This is a genomic window from Micromonospora sp. NPDC049274 (genome assembly GCF_040678875.1).
In the GTDB taxonomy this organism is placed as follows: domain Bacteria; phylum Actinomycetota; class Actinomycetes; order Mycobacteriales; family Micromonosporaceae; genus Micromonospora.
Genome location: NZ_JBFAQS010000028.1, coordinates 30,565 through 49,821, shown reverse-complemented (window position 1 = coordinate 49,821; position 19,257 = coordinate 30,565). Strand labels below are relative to the sequence as shown.

Below are 19,257 nucleotides of genomic sequence, written 5' to 3'. Positions count from 1 at the left end.
CCTAGAAGGGGATGGTGGTGTGGGTGGGCAGCACCACGCCAGCGGGCAGGCCGGCGGCGAACCCGGCGGCCTGGCACCCGTACATCGGGCGCAGCACCAGGCGGGCTTCCCCGGCGCGGGCCTGGATGACGCCGCTGGCCTCGTCGAGCTGCTTCTCGTCAGCGACGGTGGCGGTGACCAGCACGCTGAACCGGACGACCCCAGCGCCGGTGGCCTCTTCTTCAGCGGCCTGTTCGGCGGCGGCCAGGTCGGTGAGGTCGCGGGCGCTGGCGCGGTGCTTCTTGGAGGCCAGGAACCTCGCGTCGCGCTTGTCGGACTCGACGAGTCGGGCTGCCTCACCGGGGGAGTACGGCCGGTAGATCATCGTCACGCGCTTGCGCAGCAGTTGCGGGTCGGGGTCGGTCAGCCTGCTGAACAGCCGGGAGTACACCACCCCGCGTGGGGCCTCGACCATGCACCAGGTGCGGGAGATCCCGGAGTCGTGCCGATAGAAGTCCCAGCTCTCCCGGGTGGCCACGGGCCCGGCCTGGGTCCAGTCGGGGGTGAGCTGCGGATCGCGGGCGAGGTCCAGGGCGGCGGCCGGGTCGTAGGCGGCGCGTACCACCGCGGCGAGTCCCCGAGCAGACATCGGCGTGATGCCGGCGCCGGTGGCGCCGGTCAGCCCGGAGTGCAGGTGCGGCAGACGGGCGGCGACCTCCCGGCAGACGTCCTCGGGCGTCATCGATCGCCCGGGTGGGGTGGTGTAGGTCAGCGACACCCGGGTGTCGACGGTCGCGGATCCGGCCGGGGACGACTCGACTACCTCGTTGAGGACCTGCAGGGCCAGCGCCGGCGCGTCGGGCCGGGAGGTCGCCGCGACTTCGGTGGCGAGCCGGGTGCCCGGGTCCGGCGTCGTTTCGATGGTGACTTGCGCCTGCACGAGCTGCGGTTCGCGCGACAGCGCGGCCAGCCACGAGGCCAGGTGCCCGACGCGGGCGTCGATGACGGCCTGGTCGACCAGGTCCATGCCCTCGGGGGCGCAGCGCAGGGTGACGGTGTAGTGCCGGCTCTGCGGGACCACGACCACGGCCACCAGTCCGGAGCGGCCGGTCTCGACCTCGTACACCTCGGATCGGGCCAGCACCCCGGGCAGTTGGTGGTCGGCGGCGACCCGGGAGGCGACGCCGGAGACGTAGATGTGGTGGCGGCGCGACCGGGCGAGCCACCACACCACACGGGCGGTGATGACCTGAAATCCGCTGCGCCCGTTGACTCGGATCGCCAGGGGGGTGAGAACGAGCAGGCCGGTGACGGCAGTGATCAGCGCGGCCGGCGGTGAGACTGTCAGCATCGCTGCGGCGAGGACCATGACCAGGAACGCGGCGATGGTCCCGGCTGGCCCGAGCCCGAACAGGCCAGCGCCACGGCCGAGCCGCCAGTTGCCGTAGGTGCGTTGCTCGCTGGGCCGCTCCCGCACTCCGGTGCTCACTCGCCCTCACCATTCGTCGCTCCGGACGCGGTTCCACCGACCTTGCGTACCGCCGCTGACCCGGCCTTCGCGGCAACGACGCCCCCGCCGACCGCTAGCCCGACTGGTCCAGCGGCGGCTCCTGCCCCCGCAGCCCCGGCCCCGGCGTTGGCCGCCCCGCTGGAGGCGCCCGCGCCCGCGCCCGCGCCTGCGGTGCTGGGCGCTGCCGCTGTGCCGCCGCTGGAATTGGCTGCGCTCGCCGTGCCCGTGCCGCCACCGGAGGGCCGGGAGGGCGGGTACGGGGGGTCGCTGGGATCCGCGCCGGCAGGGCGCCCCTGACCGCCGCCAGACTTCTTGCCTCCCCCTCCACCACCGCCACCGCCACCGCCACCGCCACTTGAGTTGGCCAGTCGCATGGCACCGGAGGCGAGCTGCCCGGCGGCGGATGTAGCGGCGATCGCGACGCCGCTGGACCCGCCGCCGGCCGACAGCACTGACACCGCTGGGGCGATGAGCCGCATCAGGGCGGGCAACGCCATGATGGCCATGCAGAACATGACCATGCCGGTGAGCACGTCGGTCAGGGTCTTGCCCTGGCCGAGCCAGAACACCGTGGCGTAGATCGTGGCGGCGGCCGGCTTGTAGAGCACGAGAGCGAGCAGCCAGGTGAGGTAGCGGTTGCGTACGGAGCCGCCGACTGCGGCGGCGGCGGGGAGTAGCCCGGCGAGCAGGACCAGGCCGGCGTTGCGGGCCAGCAGCAACAGCAGTTGCACCATCGAGGACAGGAACACCATGATCGAGACGCCGATCACCACGATGGCCGGCATTCCACCGGTGGCGGTGGCGGGGGCGAGCAGGAGGAGCCGTTTGCCGAGGTCGCCGTTCGCGGAGGCGCTGAGGATCCAGTCGGCGTAGGCGTCGCCGATTTCGATGAGGATCTGCACTGCCGGCACGCCGGCGCCGGCGAGTACGACCAGCGTTACCAGGTTCTTGGTGAGCGTGCCGGCCTCCTGGCCGTTGCGTTGCCACGCGATCTTGAGCGCGGCGAACAGCACCGTGCCTACGGCGATCGCCGCGACCGCCCAGTTGGTGTAGGCGCGTAGATGTTGGACCGCTCCTTCGGTCTGCGACACCACCGGGGTGGGGATGGCCAGCCACCCGGTGACCAGTGTCTTGAGCATCTCGGCGGCTGCCTGGGATGACTCTTCGGCGATCTGGTCGAGGAATTGGCCGGCGGTGCTGTCGAGGATTGCCTGACCGGGGACGCAGAGCGGATTGATGATGTTGCAGGCCACTACCGGGCACCCCATTCGACGACGCCGGTGAGGTCGGTGGTCACCCGGTTGAGCGAGATCCACGCCCCACCGGGAGGGGCCTGCATACGCCAGTCACCATCGCGCCAGAGCAGGGTCAGCGTCAGCACGTGGTAGCGCGGCGTGCCTGCTGACGGGGCGCGCAGCACCAGGCCGATCACGGCGGTGTCGGGGGTGTAGGACTGGTACTGGTAGCCGGCGATCTGGCTCAGCTCACCGGGATCGGACGAGTCGTCGGGGTTGTCGCGCAACGCGGCCAGGAGCTGCTCGCGGTCGCTGCTGGAAACGAACTGACCCAGGACGGTGGGCTGCCAGGAGTCGCGACCTGCGGAGGGGGCCGATCGCACCATGAGCTGCGCCGCCGCCATGAGAGCGCCCTCGGGGGTGTGGGCGTAGCCGGCGGCGGTCCCGCCGGAGATGACGTTGGGGCCGGCCGTCGAGCTGACGGGTACGGCGGTCTGACCGACCAGTTCCCATCGCACGCCGGCCGGTGCGGTGGTCGGTACGGCGGTGGGCAGGTCCTGCGGCGGTGTCGCCCCGCTTGGGGCGGGGGTCGCTGGCGGCGGGGTGCCGGCGGTGCCGTCGTCATCGTCGCCCGAGGCGATGGCGACCACCACGCCGGCGATGACGACGATCAGCACGAGCGCCGCGGAGGCGATGAAGCCGGGCCGCGTCCACGGGGGACGATCGGCGAAGTCCTGGGTTGCAGACGAGCGCGGCACGACGTTCCTCCTAGATCAGCGCGGAGACCACCGCGGACGCGCTTCCGATGAGGATGCAGGCGGCGAAGACCCAGCCGAGCGCCGAGACGTTGGTGTCGTCGCCGCGGCGGTGCGCCAGCGCCATCTTTCCGGCGGTGACGAGCACCCCACCCACGCACGCGGCGACGGCGAGGTTTGCGATCCACTTCAGGAGCGTGAGGACCTTGTCGCCGACACCAGGCGGTGCTTCACCGCTTCCCGGGTCTGGTACGGCGGCCGCCAGCGTCTGAAGCTGATCCAGGTGGTCTATCAGGGTCATCGTCTGCCTTCCCGGGGTGCGATCATCTGCCAGATTGCGCTGCGCAACGCCTCGACGTCCGGGGGAGTGCCAACGTCGCGCGGGTCGTCGGCGGCGAGTAGCGCGTCGACCCAGCCGACGCGCCAGATCTGCGGTGTCCATCCGCGCAGCAGTTGCAGCCGCTCGGTGGCGATGCGTGGTGGCCGCCGTGGTGATGCGGCGACCGCGACGACACCGAGCAGCGTCATCGAGGCGGGCATGCCCGCGCGTCGGCGCCACTGCTCGATTGCGCCGGTCGCCGCCCAGGTGCCGGCCGCAGACGCGCGGCAGACCAGCACCACTTGGGTTGCCGGCATCTCCGGCGTCAGCATGGGCCAGCCCTGGCCGAAGTCCAGCCCGAAGCCGACCAGTCGGGCGACGGTGCTCGCGCCGGCGCCGCCATGACACCCGAGCCACCACACCGGTGGCCAGGCGTCGAGATTCGGCGGAATCAGCGCGAAGGGCATCGAGGGTGCGATCCCAGGACGCGTACGAGATGCGACGACGGCAGGGGTTCTCACCGGCGATTCCGCCGGCGCACGCCGACACTCCCCGTCATGCGACGCCTCCCCCATGTGTCAAGGTCACCGACGAGTACCAGACAGTAGCACTGCGTTTGTGAATGGATCTATGGTGTTGGCTCTGCCGCGATAGGACGCGAAAGGCACCACGGGGGGAGGCGTCGAGTGGCACGCAGACGAAACGCATTTGTGTACGTCGATCATCTTCGTTGGTGCGGACGTGTCGCTGGTGGCCTCGTTCTCACGGGGTTGGTGATGGGCGGCTGCGCGAGCGCGGCTGAGCCGGGCACAGCAGACCCGCAGCGCCGTGGTCCCGTCTCCCCGACGGCCGTTGCCGGCGGCACCTCACCGTCAGCGCCGGCAGAGCGGCCAGGGACCGACGATCACGACCAGGAGCCGCCTCCGGTGAAGCCGCCACCGCCGGCACAGGCAGCACCGGTCGTTGCGGCATTCGCCGCAGCGTGGGCGCGCCCGGATCTCCCGGCGCAGGAGTGGCGGCGCGGGGTGGCACCGATGTGTGACGACGGCTTCGCCGACGCGCTGCGCACTGTGGATCCGGCGCGGGTGCCGGCGACACGGGTGACGGGCCGGCCGGTGGCTGCGCAAGGGCCCACCGAGGGCGCGGCGGTGTACGAGGTGGCCACGGACGCCGGCACGCTGACGGTCACGCTCGCGGCGGTCGGCGGCCGGTGGAGGGTCACTGGCAACGACTTCGTTCGAGCGGTGAGCTGATGGACCGTAAGGCTGTCGCGCTGGGCGTCGGGGTGCTGGCGGTGGTAATGGTGCTGTGCGGCGCCACGGTCGGGTTACCGATGCTGATGTTCGGCCAGGCGGAGGCGGAAGCCGCCGCGTGTGAGGTGCCCTCCCTGCCGGAGTCATCACCGGTGCCGGGGGCGGGACGGTGGGACGGGGCGGCGACGACGAACGCGGCCACGATTGTCGCGGTCGGCCGGCAGCGCCAGGTGCCGCCGCGTGGGTACGTGATCGCGCTGGCGACCGCGATGCAGGAGTCGACGCTGCGCAACCTTGCCAACGCGAAAGTGCCCGAGTCGCTGGCCCTGCCACACGAGGGCGTGGGCCGCGACCATGACTCCGTCGGGCTGTTCCAGCAGCGCCCCGGGTGGGGCAGCGTGCGGGAGCGGATGACGCCTACCTACGCGGCCGGGAAGTTCTACGAGGCGCTAGCGAGAGTCGACGGCTGGCAGCAGATGCGGCTGACCGACGCGGCGCAGGCCGTGCAACGCTCCGGCCTGCCGGAGGCATACCAGAAGTGGGAGGGCGACGCCGAGCGGCTCGCCGCTCTGGTGCTCGGCCTGCCGAACATCGACGACATCGGCGGGGGCGCGCCGACTGCCCCGTGCGGCGTCGACGACCTCGGCCCGGTGCCGGTCGGTCCGGGTGGCTGGGTACAGCCGATCCGCGCCGGGATCGTGAGCCCGTTCGGGCCACGGGGCGGCCGACTGCACGCCGGCGTGGATCTGTCGAAACTCGACATTCGCGAGGACGCGATCCGCGCGGCGGCGACCGGGGTGGTGGAGCAGGTCAAGTGCGATTGGTACACCACGTGCGACCGGGACGGGAACACCAGTGACCGTGGCTGCGGCTGGTACGTCGACATCCGTCACCCGGGCAACGTCGTCACCCGCTACTGCCACATGATCCATCGCCCCGCGGTGTCCATCGGTGACCGGGTGGCGGCCGGCACGGTCATCGGGTTCGTGGGCAGCAGCGGTGGCAGCTCCGGCCCACACCTGCACTTCGAGGTGCACCTCAACGTCCCTCCGGGGCCGTTTCACGCCAAAGGCAGCAACGCCGTCGACCCGGTGCCATTCATGCGCGCCCAGAACGCGCCGTTGGGATCCAGCACGTGAGCCGCGCACACACGATGGCGGCCTACCCCGCCGCAGCGCAGGAGGCCGCCGTCGTGCCACAGCGGGTGCTGTCGCTACGGCTGGTCAGCCTCGGGGACCGCGACGTGCTCACCGGTCGTGGCGGGTATCGCCGGTCGCGGTGCGCGTCGACGCCGGCTTGGTCCTGGCTCCGGTGCGTCCAGGCCGAGCCGGGCCAGCTCATCCTCAGTCCATCCGCCCTGAACGGCAGCGGCGTACCGCTCGCCGTAGCGGGCGTTGGCCTCGCGCAGCGCCCCGGCGAGCTGGTCGCGTTCGTGCCGCGCGGTGGCGGCCTCACCGACCAGGTTGGCGCGCTCGCGCAGCAGTTGCAGTGCCGCCTTCTCGGTCTCGCCGCGAACGGCTTTGGCGCTCAGTTCGGCCATGGAATCCTCCCCCGGATGACTGTGCTCTGGTGGCTGTGGACGCCGAGCTTAGCCGCCAAGATCGATGCGTGCGGTACCGCTTTTCCACCCTTCCGGCCGGACGGTGGGGGCGCCATCAGTGCCAGCCGAGGACGTCGACCAGGGTCAAGGGTGGGCCGCAGGCCCATCGCGCAGCGACGCATCGCGCCCTTGATGCTGGGCGGCGTCCGGCTATCGTCTCTGGCCCCCACGGGGTGGGTTCCTGGTGCGCGCCGTCAGGTGCGCTCGGCACGACCTACGACACAGGCCGCGCACACACGATCACCCTCCTTCGTCGGAGCAAGTTGGAGTAAAAGTCTGACTTTTCGTCAGACGGGCCGCGCGGCGGCCGGCCGGAACGCGGCGGGTGGCTCCCGTCGGGAGGGTGGTCGACGTGGCTGATTTACCACAGGTCGGTGTGGTCCGCTTCGGTGCCAGCGAGCGCCGGCGGCGTGCCCACAACGACGATGATCCGCGCGTGCACCGGGTGACCGTGCGGCTGTCTGAGGCGGAGCTGGCGGCGGTCGAGGCGAACGCGGCGGCGGCCCGGATGGTCACCTCGGCATACCTGGCGGAGGCTGGATCGGCACCGCTCGTACCTGCCCCGGCCGACCCGGACGGGGCCGAGGTGGGGCCGCTGCTGGTCGAACTGATGGGCGCGCACCGGCAGGTCCGCGGCGCGGCGCACAACCTGAACCAGGCCGTAGCCCGACTGCACTCCACCGGTGAACCGGCCGGGGACCTGGCCGCCACGGCGGCGTACCTGACCCGGGTCGCGGCGCGCGTCGACGAACTGGTGACCGCGATCGCCGCCGCCCAAACGGGCCGGCGCTGATGATCCCGAAGGTCACCTACGGCGCTCGGCTGCGCGGGCTGCTGGAGTACCTGTGGGGTCCCGGGAAGGCCGAGGAACACGTCAACCCGCACCTGGTCGCCGGGTATGACGACGTGGTGCTGCTCGCTCCGCAGCAGCGCGAACACGACGGCGGATGGTCGATGGAGCAGTTGGCGGCACGGCTGGACGCGCCGCAGATCGCCGCCGGTGAGCGCGGGGTGAAGCAGTACGTCTGGCAGTGCTCGCTGAGCCTGCCGGCCCAGGAGGGGCAGCTCGACGACGAGACGTGGGGCCGCATCGCTGGCCGGTTCGTGGCCGAGATGGGCTTCACCGGCGACGCGGAACGGGCCGGGTGCCGGTGGGTCGCGGTGCGCCACGGCCTGTCGGCCAAGGGCAACGACCACGTGCACCTGGTCGTCACCCTGGCCACCGAGGACGGGGCGCCGGTGTGGCTGCGTCAGGACAAGCGGCGCAGTCAACAGGTCGCCGACCTCATCGAGGACGAGTTCGGGCTGGGCAAGTGGACGCCCGGCCGCGCCGGCGCGACCCGCCGTCCGGAGCTGACCCGCCCCGAGGTCGACCGGGCCCGGCGCGGCGGGCAGGCGCCGGACCGGGAGCTGCTGCGCCGGCAGGTCCGGGCAGCTCTTGCGGGCGCCGACGACGAAGTCGAGTGGGTGGCTCGGATGAAGGGCGCCGGGCTGCTGGTCGCTGCCCGCACCGCGGCGAAGGACCGCGACCGAGTGGTCGGGTACGCCGTCGCGCTGCGGCCCTCGGGGGTCGGTGAGCCACGCTGGTACGCCGGCCGCAGCCTGGACGGCGACCTGAGTTTGACCCAGATTCGCAAGCGGTGGACCGACACGGAGCGGCCCTCGGCGGGTCAGTGGAAGGCGGCGGATTCTGCGGAATCGCGGCTGCGGGGTGAGGACCGGATGACGGTGTGGCGGTCGTCCGCGATCGCGTTGGAGGCGATCAGCGCCCGGTTGGCGAGCGTCGCGCCGGGCTCACCACAATGGCCGACGGTGGCCAGGGCCAGCGCGGAGCTGCTCGCGCGGGTCGCGGCGGCGGCCGAGCCTTCGGGGCAGGGACCGGTGACCCGGGCGGCGAATAGCCTGGCCCGCGCGGCAGCGCCACCGCGGCGAGCACCGGCGTCGCCGGCGTCGACGGTGGCCACCGAGCTGGGCCGGGTCGCTGACGCGCTACTGGTCGCCGGGCACGCCCGCGACGGCGGGGAAGCGGCCGTCCTGCTCGCCGTGGTCCTCCAGGCCGCCCGCCTGGTCGTGGCGCTGGCCGAGCTGCGCGCAGCCGAGCAACAGGCCCACGCGGCGGGTGCGGCGGCGGCTGCCGCAGCTCACCTGATGCCCCTGCTGCAGGGCGTCGTCCCGCAGATCGAGCGGGGCCAGCCGCCGTCGGTAACCGGTCGTGCGGAGTCGGCGGTGCTGCCGGCGCGGGTGCGTGTCGACCCGGTGGTGGAGCGGGAGGCTCAGCGGTGAACAGACGGGAGAGATCGTGGCCGACAACGAGATAGCCGAGTTCCACCAGCGGGCGACCTCGGCGGTGACGGCGGCGATCCAGGCCGCCGGTCAACTGGCGCAGGTGCTCATCGACGCGCGCATCGCTCAGCTGCAGCGGGCCGCCCGGGTGAGCGAGGAACAGGCCCGCCAGATCCGGGCGCAGGCCCGCGCGGCACAGCAGGCCGATGCGGCGGTGTGGCGGCCGGCGACGCGCCCGGCGTGGTGGCGGCAGGCATCACCCGACGACATCGCCCGCGCCTGGCGGGCCAGTTCCGGGTGGGCGGTGGTCGATCCACGTGCCCGCCGCGCCCAGCAGGTCATCGCCGAGCGGTTGGCCGAGCGCGGTGTGCGCGTCGACCCGGAAGCAGGCGGACGGCCGGAGGACACGGCGTGGCTGTCCGACCAACTGGACCGTGCCGCCGTCGATGACGCCCCAGGGTCCCGGCCGGATCCGACTGAAGGCCGGTCGGATCCGGCGGGCGGTGAACAGCGGCACACCGCGCGGCAGCGCCAAGAGGAGATGGCGATCCACGTCAGGGCGGTGTGGTCACCGGAGCGGGCCGAGCGTGTCATCGGCTCCCCGGCGTGGCCAGCCCTGGCCTACAAGCTGAACCAGTTGAAGCAGGCCGGGCACGACGTCCGTGATCTGCTGCGGCAGGTGCCCGGCTTCGTCGACCGCGCCCACACCCCCGCCGCGTACGCGATCCGAGTCGTCGACGACTACGCCACCGACGCGGAGCACACCGGCGAGAACCGCGCGGCTGACGACCCGCAACGCTCCGACGGGAGCGCTTCGGTCACCCTGGACGGCGAGTGGCGGGAAACCAGGGACCGCTCCACCGAAGCTCGCCCCGGCGGGGTCGACGCGGACGGCGCGGGCGCAGCGGGTGTGAGCGAGGTGCGCGGTGCTCAAGTGGCCGCCCGTGCATTCCCGGCGTCGACCGGGTCCGCCGTCGCGAGTGCGGATGCGGGCCGGAAAGCGGGGCTCCAGCAGCCGGCGAGGCCCGTCGCACCGGGAAGTACCCCTGAGGTTCCGGGCCGGTAGCGTCGAACGGGCGTCAAGGGCAGCCGGCGCAGAAGGTCAGGGTGGCGCCGACAGGGGCGGTTTCACAGCCGACGCAGACGTACTGGCCGCAGTGGTAGCAAGTGATGGACGCGCTGTCGGCCAGGTCGAAGAACGTGCCGGGGTTGGCGCGGTGCATCACCCGGTCAGTTGACTCGCATTGGCCGACGCAGCGTCCGTCCGGCCCGGTGGCTTGGCGGGGCGGAAAGACAGTGCACTTGAGGTAGGTGCCGCTGCTCTGGTGATCGCGCGGGTCGGTGCACCCTCGTGGACAGGGCCAGTTCCGTGGCGGGCGCGGCGCGCACGTGGTGCACGCTCGGGGGTCGCCGCCGTGGGGACAAGCGCGACGGATCGGGAAGTCCTTGCCGTCGGCGGGGCGCAGGTACCCGGGTGGGGCGTGCAGGGACCAGAGGCGGTAGGCGCAGTTGTAGCAGTCGGTGTGGCGGTGCCAGTCGACCGTCGGAAGGGTGCGGGTTGCGGTAGCAGGCACCAGGGCACCACACCAGGACTTGATCCCGTCCTGACTGACGTGCTTCTTGCCGAACTTCCACCGCACGATGACCATCGGCACTCGCGCCGGCACGGTCGAGGCATCTCCCTGCATGGCGGGAGAGTATGCGGTCACACCGACATCCCGGCTTGGCCGAGCGCGTGGCCGTGATCAACGCTCGACGTGGAGTTTCACCGGCTTCCGTCTCGGACGAACGTCGTCGGCTGAGAATCATGAAGAATCTGTGTGCCCGTTCGCCTCTACCCGCTGACCGCACCAGAACCGATACGAGTCGCCGACGCACTTCTGGTGCGGTCAGTGGGCACACAGCGTCCAAGATCGGCAACGAGACAACCCGCCCCGGAGCGGTCACTGTTGCACCTGGCGCTGCTGTTCGGCAGGCCGGAGAAGGGCCTCCCGCCCGCCATCGACCGTAGGAAGTTGGACGGCGGGCGGGAGCCCGTACCGATCGGAGAATGACACATGCTCGGCCTTGATGACCAGCACGGTTGGGTCGCCGCCGTCCTGCTGATCACCTTCCCCACCGCGGTGGTGTCGCTCGGCGTCGTCCTGGTGGCGGTCCTGGCTCTGGCCGCCCGCCACCCGCGGACTCGCCGCCACTGCATTGACGTTCTCGTTCAGCTCACCCGGTACGTCGGTGTGCTGCGGAGTAGGCGATGAGCGTCGTCTCGCCGCTGCCGCCGGGCAGCCCTCGGGCGGCCCGCCCGGACCGCGCGGCCATCAACACCCGGCTGCTCAGCGCCTGCGATGGACCCGCAGGGAGCACCCTCCTGCACGACGAGGTCGGGCGGAACCTGGAGCACCTGTGGCAGTTCGGCGGCAACCGCGACGGCAAGACCCCCGGGCCCCGCCCCGACTGGATCTTCATCCATCCGGCGTTTGTGATGCAGCAACCCGGCGCCGATCACGGCCCAGCCCTGGCCCGCCTGGTCCCCGCCAAAGGACTGCCGCTTCGCCTGGAGCTGCTCATGCTCTTCGACGCGCAGTGCCGGTACAGCTCCGGGGACCGGGTCCGCATCAACCGCTCGTTCGAGGACGTGGAGACGAACGCGCCGATCAAGAGCTGGCAGAAGGTAGTGCTCTCCGACACCAACTCCGCTTACCGGGAGGCCGGCGCACTGCGGGGCCGGCAGATCAAAGAAGCGCTGCGCGTGCTCGACAAGCAGCACCTGGTGGACATCGGCCCGGACAAGAGCCGCCCGGGCCGGCGTGACCTCAACCGGATCACGCTGCTGTCCGAGGCGAGCACCCCGGTCAACCGGCCCAGGTACACCGTGCCGACCGGCGGCGTGTACGTCTCGCGTCACTTCTTCACCAGCCTGTGGGTGTTCGCACTCACGAACACCGAGATCGCCGTGTTCCTCGCCCTCTCGGCGCGGCGCAGGGCCTTCCCGAGCGCTCACGCCACCTCCGGCGTGTACGTGCTGCAGAAGCACCGCGGCCAGTTCGGGTTGAAGGACAACACCTGGCGCAGCGCTCGCGAGCTGCACACCTACGGCCTGGTAGACCGCGTCCTTGATGCAGAACGCGACACCCAGAACGGCAGGATCAGCGACTTCGGCGCCCGCTGGACGAAGCGCGAGGTCATGCCGACGCACTTCACCATCGTCGACACCGCGCTGGAGCAGCCGGCCGTAACCACCATCGACCGAGTCCTGAACAACCCCACCGCTGGGGATCAGTGGAGGCAGTGGTTCGGTTGAGCACCACCTGCGGCGGGCGCCACCCTTCATGAGGCTGGCGACGCCGCTGAGCTGCTATCCCGCTCGATCAACACCGGTCGTCGGCCCACCGCATCGGCCGAGCCGTCGCCAGTGACAGTCTCACCGGACCCGGAGATGCCCCGAGTCCGGTGAGGACCGGCATGGTGACGTTGAGCTTCCTGACCGTGAAGCGGACGCACCAGACCTTGTTACTGAACTCGGCGTAGGCGACCGGCGGGACTCGCCGCCCCTGCGTTGCTGGTGGGCTCTGGGTGTGCGCCCTGGCCGGCGTCGAGTACACCAAGCTCTTCCTCGCCCAGGTGGACCACCCCGGCGTTGATGACGATCCGGGCAGCTGCCTTGGCGGCGGCCACGCTGAGATGGACGGTGCCGCCGTTGACCACGACGCCCTTGCCGGTGGTGATGGCGGCGGAGCCGATATGGACGATGCCGTCGTTGACCACGATCTCGTCTGCGACAGCCGACAGGTCCATAGGCGCCCGACGGGCTTTGCGGGCGACCATGGCGTTGTGGTTCGCGGCCACCCAGGCAATGCGGCAGCGTCGAAGGTCGGCGTCCGATCCGTTGAGCGCGTTGATCACGTACTGCACCGAGTCCCAGCCGGGCAAGCTGGGCCCGGCGAAGACCCGCGACACGGTGGCTGCGCTGAGACCTGTCTGCGCAGCGAGCCGCCGGACCGAGGGGTTGCCCTGCCGGAAGCGGAGCTGCCTGGCGATGTCACGCAGCTCTTCGTGGTGAGGATCGGTGGACCTGGCGGCCTCGATCATCGCCGTCGTCTCCCGCTTCCCGGGGTCGGACTTCGCCGTGGTGCTCATGCCGCTACCCCACGCCCGTTCGTAGGCCGCTCAGTTTCGGGCGGGCCATCAACGAGCGGGCCGTCCACTGCGGGCGCCGGTTCGGCGGGCGGGATGAAGGTCACCAGGGGAGGGGGCGGGGCGGTGTTGCGGTCGTTGATGATCCAACCGACCGCGTGGCCGGCGACCACGAAGATGGTGACTGTGGCGCCGACCGCGGCGAGCGGGTCGTAGCCGAGCCAGATCAGCGTGCCGGTCACGATCAGCACGAGCTCACGGTAGTCAGCCCCGGCACGCGCCGTCGAGAGACATCCGGGGCCGCGTCGAGAGCAGGCACCGCAGCGCCGCAGCCGGGCTCGCGGGTTCCCGACAGCCCTCACGGGCTGAAAGGCCGCCGGCAAGCCGGCGATCAGGAAGGCGCTACGCGCCATCTCCTCTAAGCGCGGCCTCAGCTTGCCACGGCCCCACTCCCGGTCAAGGGGACGCAAAAGATCTTGGCTGAGGGACGCCAAGATCTTTTGCTCTTCGCCCCTTGACCGCGAGCCTCGGGGGCCGCGACGGCGCCGAAAAGCGTGGCGGACGGGCCGCCACCACGCCAATCGGCCGCGCAACACCCCACCCGTGCCTCACGGCCGCCAGTGGGCGCGCAGAAGGAGAACCACGATGACGATCAGCCGCCCCGCCCAGCTCGCCCCCGTCCGTGTCGGTCGCGGGAAGGCCGTGCACCTGGGCACCCTGAGCAGCATCACCGGCCCCGACGGCAGCCCTCGCTACGTCGCCTCCTGGTGCGGTGCCAGCGGTCGAGGCGACGACGTCCGCGCCGGCGAGGCCATCACCGACCCCATCAACTGCCGCACCTGCCTCCGCACCCAGCCGCGCCCCATCGAGCTGATCAACGCCAGCCTGACCGGCGAGCCCACCACCCTGCCCCACACCGGCCTCGTCGTCCCCCACACCGAGCTGCGCGTCACCGACGTCCGCCACGTCCCCGGCACCGGCGGGACCCGCGCCCGGCTCATGCTCGGCGAGCACTTCATCGGCTACATCAGCAGCGGGGTGCACTTCCAGCCCGTCGGCCGTACCTGGATCGACACCACCGACCTCGCCGGCTTCGCGGCGGACTGCCGCACCGCCGCCGGGAAGGCCCTCAACGTCCGGGACGTGCTCGGTGCCCTGGTTCGCGAGTACGAGGCGGCAGACCAGCGGCACGTCATCCCGGCCGCAGAGTTTGACCACAACAACGAGTGCGTCGGCTGCGGCAGCGCCACCCAGGACGAGCCGTGTGATTCGACCTGCCCCTTCCTCACCGGCACGTTCGGTCCGGCCGTCATCCTGCGCGCCGCTGCCGGCCGCCTGACGCAGCACCCCGGCAAGATCGGCTACCTGGTTCGTAGCGCGATCCGTGCCGCTGCCCGGCACCTCACTGGCAGCCCTCGCTGCTACGACCTCGCCGAGGCGACCATCAGCCTGCTCGGGGACCACCTCACCGAGCAGGCAGACCCGGCGTTCCAGCAGATGAGCGGCGGGGAGTTGATCACCTGGTACGGCCAGTGCGCTCTCCTGCGCACCATCACCGTTGCCCTGTACGCCGCTGCGGCCCGATACGACGGCAGCGACTTCGACGCGACCGAGGACTTCGCCGCTCTCCCGGCGTAGACGCGAAGCGGGCCGACCCCGAACGTGGGTCGGCCCGCCGTCAACTCTCGCCCGTCATCGAGCACCCCCGCCGCTGGCCAGCGGTGCGCCCTCGGTGAGCACGGGCACCGAGCCGACACCGGACCACAGTCAACGCGGGAGATCACCATGACCAGCAGCCACCAGACCGACGCCTACACCATCCTCGCCACCGCCACCCCGGCCACCCACCGCCCACTGCTGGCCTGGGCCGTCGGGATCACCGCCTGCGGGCACGCCATCGACCCCCTGACCTACTGGCGCACCCGAGACGCCCGCCGAATCGCCCCTGACTACACCGGACAGACGCTGCCCGCCGGCCGGATGCTCCGGCTCACCAAGGCACGGATCGAGGTCACCGACGGTAACCTCCACCAACCGTTGCGGTTGGCCTGGACCGACCTGGGCCACGTCCTCGACAGCGGCCAGGTCACCGACGAGCTGATCTGGCGCTGCGAGCAGGCCGTCATCGCCTGGCGCGACCACCCAGGCGGATTCCGTGGTGCCGGCTGGAACGACGTCGTCGACGGCTGCTCCCGAGCCGGAGAGGCCGTGTGGACAGCGTGCCGGCCGGCCAACCCCTGTGAGCAGCTCGACCTGTTCGCCCTCACCATCTGAGGCATGGTCAGCAGCGCGTCCGGCTGTCGGAGTCAGATCGCGATGACCGGGCCGCCGCCGGCGATGCCGCCGTAAAGCCCAGGCTGACCGGTCAGGACGTGACAGCCCAGGTCGATCGCGGCCAGCACCGCGCTGGCCGCGTCGACCCGGCCTACGGTGTCGAGGGTGACCGCGAGAGCGCGCCAACTGTCTGGATCCGGGCTGAGTACCTCGGCGGCGCGGTGGGTGACGAGCAGCACCAGGCGGTCCTGGTCGGCGACGACCCGGGCCGCCTCAGCGAGGCACAGCACCGGCAGACCGAAGACGGAGCCCTCTTCGTCGGCGACCTCGGCGATGACCTCGCCGACGTCGATCGACTCACGGCAGAACGCGATGATCGCGGATGCGTCGAGGATGACCCTGACGGCCGGGTCGGTCACGCGGCGCGGGCCGGCAGGCCCAGCTGCTCGCGGGCCTCGGCCTCAAGCGCAGGCGTCCACCGGGCGCGGGCGTCGTCCAGGCGGTGCCGGGCACGCGCACGACCTTCGTCGGTGACCACGATGCCGGCAGCAGCGAGCATCGCCGTGGTGTCGGTGGCGGTGTCCGGATCCTGGTCGGCCATCTTTACAGATTACCCCTGGCCAGGCCAGATACCCATGGCCAGACCAGCAGGCACCCAGAACTTCGTGAGGCTGCCGTGTCAGGTGTGATCAGCGGCGAGCCTGATTGATCACCGCACCCGGCCTGGCGACCAGCAATGGAAGAACCCGGCAGCGCCCGTCGATCCAGTCTCGGGTGACCGGGCACAACCAGCCGGCCACCTCGATCGCGGTAGCGCGTAGGTCGGCGACCGGCCGGTTGAACATGGGCTCGTGGTGGGCCATCCGATTGCGGGCCTCATGGAGTCGACCCACCGCGCTGTGCACCGTGCGACGACAGTGACCAGGAAAAACCCGGTGCATGCACCCACGCCACAGCGTGGCGTCGTAGCGGGTGGCCAGGAGGAACCGCCAGAAGCCGAGGTTCAGTTCGGCAATCACCCGCCCGGGTGCCTCCGAGCGGCCGTCGCGGGTCGCACGGCTACGCGCCTTGGCGACGTCCCGGCGGGCCTCGTCGGTCAGCACCGCGCCCGGATCGAGATACCAGCAGGGCTCGGCAAAACGCCGTCGCGACCATGCCGTCAGCTCCTCATGCAGAGCGTTGCGCAGCAGGATCTCCAGATGCCCCAGCGTCGTGCCGAGCGCGGCCGATATCTCGGCGTTCCACTCGTACAGCGCCATAGCGGCGGCCAGGTCCCCGCCGCCCGCCGCCCGGTACGGCGCCAGGCGCTCCGGCGACCATCGCCGTTCCAACATCGCCAGCTCAGACGCGCCCACCGAAACTCCTCTTTCGCCGACCGAGCTGGGCAAACGCGCTATGCTTGCCCGGAAGACCCCGGCCAGCCTCTGCCCCTCGCGGGTATGCAGCCGGGGTTTTGACTTGTCCAAGGCCCTACGCGGAGGCGGCGGCCAGCCCTGTGTCCGAGGCGGCTGGGTCCAGCGCACGCAGCATCACCGGCACATCCAGCACCTGCAGGTACGCGTAGTGCGGGCTGCCGTTCGACCGGTCGAGTGAGGTCATGCCTCTCAGTGCGCGGCAGGCCGGGTGTTGGAGGTCCGCTGCGGCCTGCCACAGCATGGCCGCGACCTGGTGCGGATCAGGGCCCGTGCGCCACTCGATCTTCCAGGTCTGGTCCGCGCTCCACCACCGGAGCGCCGTCATCTCGGCGAGGACACCGATGAGGTCCAGGGCGTGCATGACGCGGCCCAGCGCCTCGAAGTACCGCTCCGGCTGATGCCACTCACTGGCAGGCTGACTCGTCATGCCCTGCTCAACGACCCAGCCCTCTGTCCGGCGAGCGCGAACGCGGTGCGGCCCCCAACCCGTGTCAGATTGGGGGCCGCGTTCGCGGGTCGAGCTGGGCCTGAGCGTACCGGCTCGGCTATGGCGTACCAGCGAAGCCGTCGACGTACACGGCGGTGGCGTCGTCGGAGCGCTTGTTGCGTCGCCACCGCGTTCCGTGCGGGTCTTCGGTCTCAGCCTGCCGTACACGGGAGATCAGTTTTGCTGGCCCTTCGGAGCAGAGCAGGTTCAGTGCGCCGGGCCAGTCGAGCAGGCCGAGCGTGACTGCACGAGCAGCGCCGTCGCTCAAGACAGCCAATCGTGTTCGACTATCGACGGGGGCGGTGCCGATCAGGGCGTGCTGCGCGGCCGTCGGGTCGGTCTCGGCGATCCAGTACCCACCGGGCACGTTCCGAGCGGCTAGCTCGGTGTGTTTCATGGCGAGCAGGGCAGCGGTCTTGCTCGGTGAACCGATCGGATGTCGGTCCGCTTCCACCCGCTCTGCAGTAGCCGTACGGCTCACCCGGTTATCGGTGACCACGCTCAGTCGGCCGCCCTGATCGACGACCAGCGAGACATCTCCGAGCACCAGGTACTCAAGGCTGGTCGGGTGGAAGCGCACCAGGCCGACAGCGGCCGAAGGGGTTCCTGGGTGCTCCAGGTCGCAGGTGCCCCGGTGCTCCTCTGCAACTCGGCTGATCGCTTGAGCGAGCGCTGTTGGCAGGGGCGTGGACAGGTCTCGCGCCAACTCGACGAGGTTCTCGCCCAACCGCCGGGCATACCAGGTCACGCCATGTAGGCAGCCGGTATCCGTTCGCGCGGTTGCGCCGTCCAACACGGCCACCAGGTCCTCGTCGGCGTGGAGCCAGTCCTCGTTGTCGCGATCCACGCTGCCCGGCTCACTGTTGACCAGTATTCGCATGCGGTCATGCACCGTCGGGCCGGTAGATCGGCGTCAGCAGCTCGCTGGAGGTGATCTGGCGGGTGGCGGGATCGAAGCTGCAGGTGATCAGCGCGGACCAACGGCGCCCTCGCACCTCGCGGTAGATCTCGGACAGGTGACCCTCAAGGTAATGGGCCGCCCCAGCCGTGCCGGGACCGTGAATGCCAGCGAGATACAAGAACGTTCCCTTGCCGTCGGGGCGAGGGAGCCGGCCGATGTAGGCATAGTCGACGGACTCGCCGCTGTCGCTCGGTGACCGGTACTCCTTGCCGGCATTTTTGTCGATCAGGTACCAGCCGCGCTCGTCAACGGCGAATCCCAGGTGCTCGTCTGCCTCCAGAACCTGACCCACGAATGGCAGCAGCCGCGGGCTTGTCAGGACGATCAGATTCGGTCGGTTCAGCTTCACCATGCCGGGTGGCGGCACGATTTCATGGTCCGCGCTGAGGCCGACAGACCGAGTCAGTTCGGCGAGGCGGTCGTATGCGGCCAGGGCCTCGGCGGACAGCAGGGCCAAGGGTTTGCCGTCGGGCCGGCCGGTTTCGTGCTTCCCGCCGATCGCGACGGTCAGGCGGCCCGAGCCAAGGAGCGCACGCTCGGGCCGAACGCCGGCGGATAGCACCTGCGAGACCCGCGACCGGGACATCCCCAGCTTCTCGGCAATCTGCAGCTGGGTCATCTTCCCGTCGTGCAGCAACCCCTCGAAGAGCTCACGCCGCTCGCGTGAGAGTTCCGCGATGGCCATTTGGTGGTCATCGATGAGGGCGTTGATCTGGCGAGCGCGCTCAAGAGGATCTTGTGCGGCCGTCACGTCTTGCGGGTCCGGCACGGCGTACTCCACTCCGGTGAGGGGGCTAACCAGAGCCTAGTTGGTCAACCCAGGGGCCATGAGTCAGCCGGTCTAGGGGCCTTTCGAGATTGAGTGATTCAGGGGGCTTGACCAAAGGTATGGGCCGTGGTGTCCTAAGTCCACCCCCCTAAACACGGGAGTAAAGGGGGATGAAAGACGGAAGCCCCGGCGGGATAGCAGCCCGCCGAGGCCCCAAGCGGCATCCACCCCAAGGAGGCTCAGATGCCAGCAATGAGGGTACGTCCTGTCCCGGCCGAACCGGCGC

At 70.8% G+C, this 19,257-nt stretch carries 24 protein-coding genes; 9 read left to right on the top strand and 15 right to left on the bottom strand.

Translation table 11 applies throughout. The features are described 5' to 3' along the window. Position 1: 1 nt before the first annotated feature. The 5 genes from AB0K10_RS32060 to AB0K10_RS32040 are packed head-to-tail and all read right to left on the bottom strand — an operon-like array spanning position 2 to position 4,265. Positions 2 to 1,468 carry an SCO6880 family protein gene (locus AB0K10_RS32060; RefSeq protein ID WP_363689784.1) on the bottom strand — a complete coding sequence of 489 codons (1,467 nt, stop codon included), beginning with the start codon at positions 1,466 to 1,468 and terminating at the stop codon, positions 2 to 4. Beyond that, positions 1,465 to 2,742, bottom strand: a complete 1,278-nt coding sequence (locus AB0K10_RS32055; protein WP_363689782.1) for a hypothetical protein — start codon at positions 2,740 to 2,742, stop codon at positions 1,465 to 1,467. The genes AB0K10_RS32060 and AB0K10_RS32055 overlap by 4 nt, the downstream gene beginning before the upstream one ends. Then, complete coding sequence (locus tag AB0K10_RS32050; protein WP_363689781.1) at positions 2,742 to 3,482, bottom strand: hypothetical protein; 741 nt, start codon at positions 3,480 to 3,482, stop codon at positions 2,742 to 2,744. Before AB0K10_RS32050 ends, AB0K10_RS32055 begins: the two co-directional genes overlap by 1 nt. 10 nt (positions 3,483 to 3,492) lie before the next feature. Continuing rightward, a complete protein-coding gene (locus tag AB0K10_RS32045; RefSeq protein WP_363689779.1) occupies positions 3,493 to 3,780 on the bottom strand; it encodes a hypothetical protein in 288 nt (95 codons plus the stop codon). Beyond that, on the bottom strand, positions 3,777 to 4,265 hold the full coding sequence (locus AB0K10_RS32040; protein WP_363689777.1) for a hypothetical protein: 489 nt from the start codon (positions 4,263 to 4,265) through the stop codon (positions 3,777 to 3,779). The genes AB0K10_RS32045 and AB0K10_RS32040 overlap by 4 nt, the downstream gene beginning before the upstream one ends. Positions 4,266 to 4,832: 567 nt before the next feature. Between AB0K10_RS32040 and AB0K10_RS32035 the strand changes: the two genes are divergently transcribed. Beyond that, positions 4,833 to 5,051 carry a hypothetical protein gene (locus AB0K10_RS32035; protein ID WP_363689775.1) on the top strand — a complete coding sequence of 73 codons (219 nt, stop codon included), beginning with the start codon at positions 4,833 to 4,835 and terminating at the stop codon, positions 5,049 to 5,051. Continuing rightward, positions 5,051 to 6,190 carry a M23 family metallopeptidase gene (locus AB0K10_RS32030; RefSeq protein ID WP_363689773.1) on the top strand — a complete coding sequence of 380 codons (1,140 nt, stop codon included), beginning with the start codon at positions 5,051 to 5,053 and terminating at the stop codon, positions 6,188 to 6,190. The genes AB0K10_RS32035 and AB0K10_RS32030 overlap by 1 nt, the downstream gene beginning before the upstream one ends. Positions 6,191 to 6,264: 74 nt before the next feature. On the opposite strand, the gene AB0K10_RS32025 is transcribed toward AB0K10_RS32030, so the two are convergent. Further along, entirely contained in the window at positions 6,265 to 6,591 is a 327-nt protein-coding gene (locus AB0K10_RS32025; protein ID WP_363689771.1) for a hypothetical protein, read from the bottom strand. 412 nt (positions 6,592 to 7,003) lie between these two features. Here AB0K10_RS32025 and AB0K10_RS32020 point away from each other — a divergent pair, with 412 nt between their 5' ends. The 3 genes from AB0K10_RS32020 to AB0K10_RS32010 are packed head-to-tail and all read left to right on the top strand — an operon-like array spanning position 7,004 to position 10,000. Next, a complete protein-coding gene (locus tag AB0K10_RS32020; RefSeq protein WP_363689770.1) occupies positions 7,004 to 7,444 on the top strand; it encodes a hypothetical protein in 441 nt (146 codons plus the stop codon). Further along, a complete protein-coding gene (locus AB0K10_RS32015; RefSeq protein WP_363689768.1) occupies positions 7,444 to 8,934 on the top strand; it encodes a relaxase in 1,491 nt (496 codons plus the stop codon). The genes AB0K10_RS32020 and AB0K10_RS32015 overlap by 1 nt, the downstream gene beginning before the upstream one ends. A 16-nt stretch (positions 8,935 to 8,950) precedes the next feature. Continuing rightward, on the top strand, positions 8,951 to 10,000 hold the full coding sequence (locus AB0K10_RS32010) for a hypothetical protein (RefSeq protein WP_363689766.1): 1,050 nt from the start codon (positions 8,951 to 8,953) through the stop codon (positions 9,998 to 10,000). 13 nt (positions 10,001 to 10,013) lie between these two features. On the opposite strand, the gene AB0K10_RS32005 is transcribed toward AB0K10_RS32010, so the two are convergent. Next, positions 10,014 to 10,622, bottom strand: coding sequence for a hypothetical protein (locus tag AB0K10_RS32005; protein WP_363689764.1), 609 nt, complete (start codon positions 10,620 to 10,622; stop codon positions 10,014 to 10,016). A gap of 369 nt (positions 10,623 to 10,991) precedes the next feature. Here AB0K10_RS32005 and AB0K10_RS32000 point away from each other — a divergent pair, with 369 nt between their 5' ends. Together AB0K10_RS32000 and AB0K10_RS31995 are read left to right on the top strand one after the other, a co-directional pair. Then, positions 10,992 to 11,189, top strand: a complete 198-nt coding sequence (locus tag AB0K10_RS32000; protein ID WP_363689763.1) for a hypothetical protein — start codon at positions 10,992 to 10,994, stop codon at positions 11,187 to 11,189. Beyond that, entirely contained in the window at positions 11,186 to 12,232 is a 1,047-nt protein-coding gene (locus AB0K10_RS31995) for a hypothetical protein (RefSeq protein ID WP_363689761.1), read from the top strand. The genes AB0K10_RS32000 and AB0K10_RS31995 overlap by 4 nt, the downstream gene beginning before the upstream one ends. A gap of 209 nt (positions 12,233 to 12,441) precedes the next feature. On the opposite strand, the gene AB0K10_RS31990 is transcribed toward AB0K10_RS31995, so the two are convergent. Together AB0K10_RS31990 and AB0K10_RS31985 are read right to left on the bottom strand one after the other, a co-directional pair. After that, on the bottom strand, positions 12,442 to 13,020 hold the full coding sequence (locus tag AB0K10_RS31990) for a hypothetical protein (protein ID WP_363689759.1): 579 nt from the start codon (positions 13,018 to 13,020) through the stop codon (positions 12,442 to 12,444). Positions 13,021 to 13,064: 44 nt separating this feature from the next. Then, positions 13,065 to 13,316: a hypothetical protein gene (locus tag AB0K10_RS31985; protein ID WP_363689757.1), complete on the bottom strand. Its 252-nt coding sequence runs from the start codon at positions 13,314 to 13,316 to the stop codon at positions 13,065 to 13,067. Between the two features lie 394 nt (positions 13,317 to 13,710). On the opposite strand from AB0K10_RS31985, the gene AB0K10_RS31980 reads away from it, so the two are divergent. Further along, complete coding sequence (locus AB0K10_RS31980) at positions 13,711 to 14,703, top strand: hypothetical protein (RefSeq protein WP_363689755.1); 993 nt, start codon at positions 13,711 to 13,713, stop codon at positions 14,701 to 14,703. Between the two features lie 147 nt (positions 14,704 to 14,850). Then, on the top strand, positions 14,851 to 15,339 hold the full coding sequence (locus AB0K10_RS31975) for a hypothetical protein (RefSeq protein WP_363689754.1): 489 nt from the start codon (positions 14,851 to 14,853) through the stop codon (positions 15,337 to 15,339). A gap of 32 nt (positions 15,340 to 15,371) precedes the next feature. Here the strand turns inward: AB0K10_RS31975 and AB0K10_RS31970 are convergent, their stop codons facing one another. From AB0K10_RS31970 to AB0K10_RS31945, 6 genes are all read right to left on the bottom strand, one after another. Next, positions 15,372 to 15,758 carry a hypothetical protein gene (locus AB0K10_RS31970; protein WP_363689752.1) on the bottom strand — a complete coding sequence of 129 codons (387 nt, stop codon included), beginning with the start codon at positions 15,756 to 15,758 and terminating at the stop codon, positions 15,372 to 15,374. Then, positions 15,755 to 15,940: a hypothetical protein gene (locus tag AB0K10_RS31965; protein ID WP_139584833.1), complete on the bottom strand. Its 186-nt coding sequence runs from the start codon at positions 15,938 to 15,940 to the stop codon at positions 15,755 to 15,757. The genes AB0K10_RS31970 and AB0K10_RS31965 overlap by 4 nt, the downstream gene beginning before the upstream one ends. Before the next feature lie 88 nt (positions 15,941 to 16,028). Next, the gene (locus tag AB0K10_RS31960) at positions 16,029 to 16,694 is read right to left on the bottom strand and encodes a hypothetical protein (RefSeq protein ID WP_363689750.1); all 666 of its coding nucleotides are present in this window, start codon (positions 16,692 to 16,694) and stop codon (positions 16,029 to 16,031) included. 115 nt (positions 16,695 to 16,809) lie between these two features. Further along, the gene (locus AB0K10_RS31955; RefSeq protein ID WP_363689748.1) at positions 16,810 to 17,181 is read right to left on the bottom strand and encodes a hypothetical protein; all 372 of its coding nucleotides are present in this window, start codon (positions 17,179 to 17,181) and stop codon (positions 16,810 to 16,812) included. Between the two features lie 118 nt (positions 17,182 to 17,299). Continuing rightward, entirely contained in the window at positions 17,300 to 18,121 is an 822-nt protein-coding gene (locus AB0K10_RS31950; protein ID WP_363689746.1) for a protein phosphatase 2C domain-containing protein, read from the bottom strand. A gap of 4 nt (positions 18,122 to 18,125) precedes the next feature. After that, on the bottom strand, positions 18,126 to 18,983 hold the full coding sequence (locus AB0K10_RS31945; RefSeq protein ID WP_363689744.1) for a sigma factor-like helix-turn-helix DNA-binding protein: 858 nt from the start codon (positions 18,981 to 18,983) through the stop codon (positions 18,126 to 18,128). Between the last annotated feature and the right edge of the window lie 274 nt (positions 18,984 to 19,257).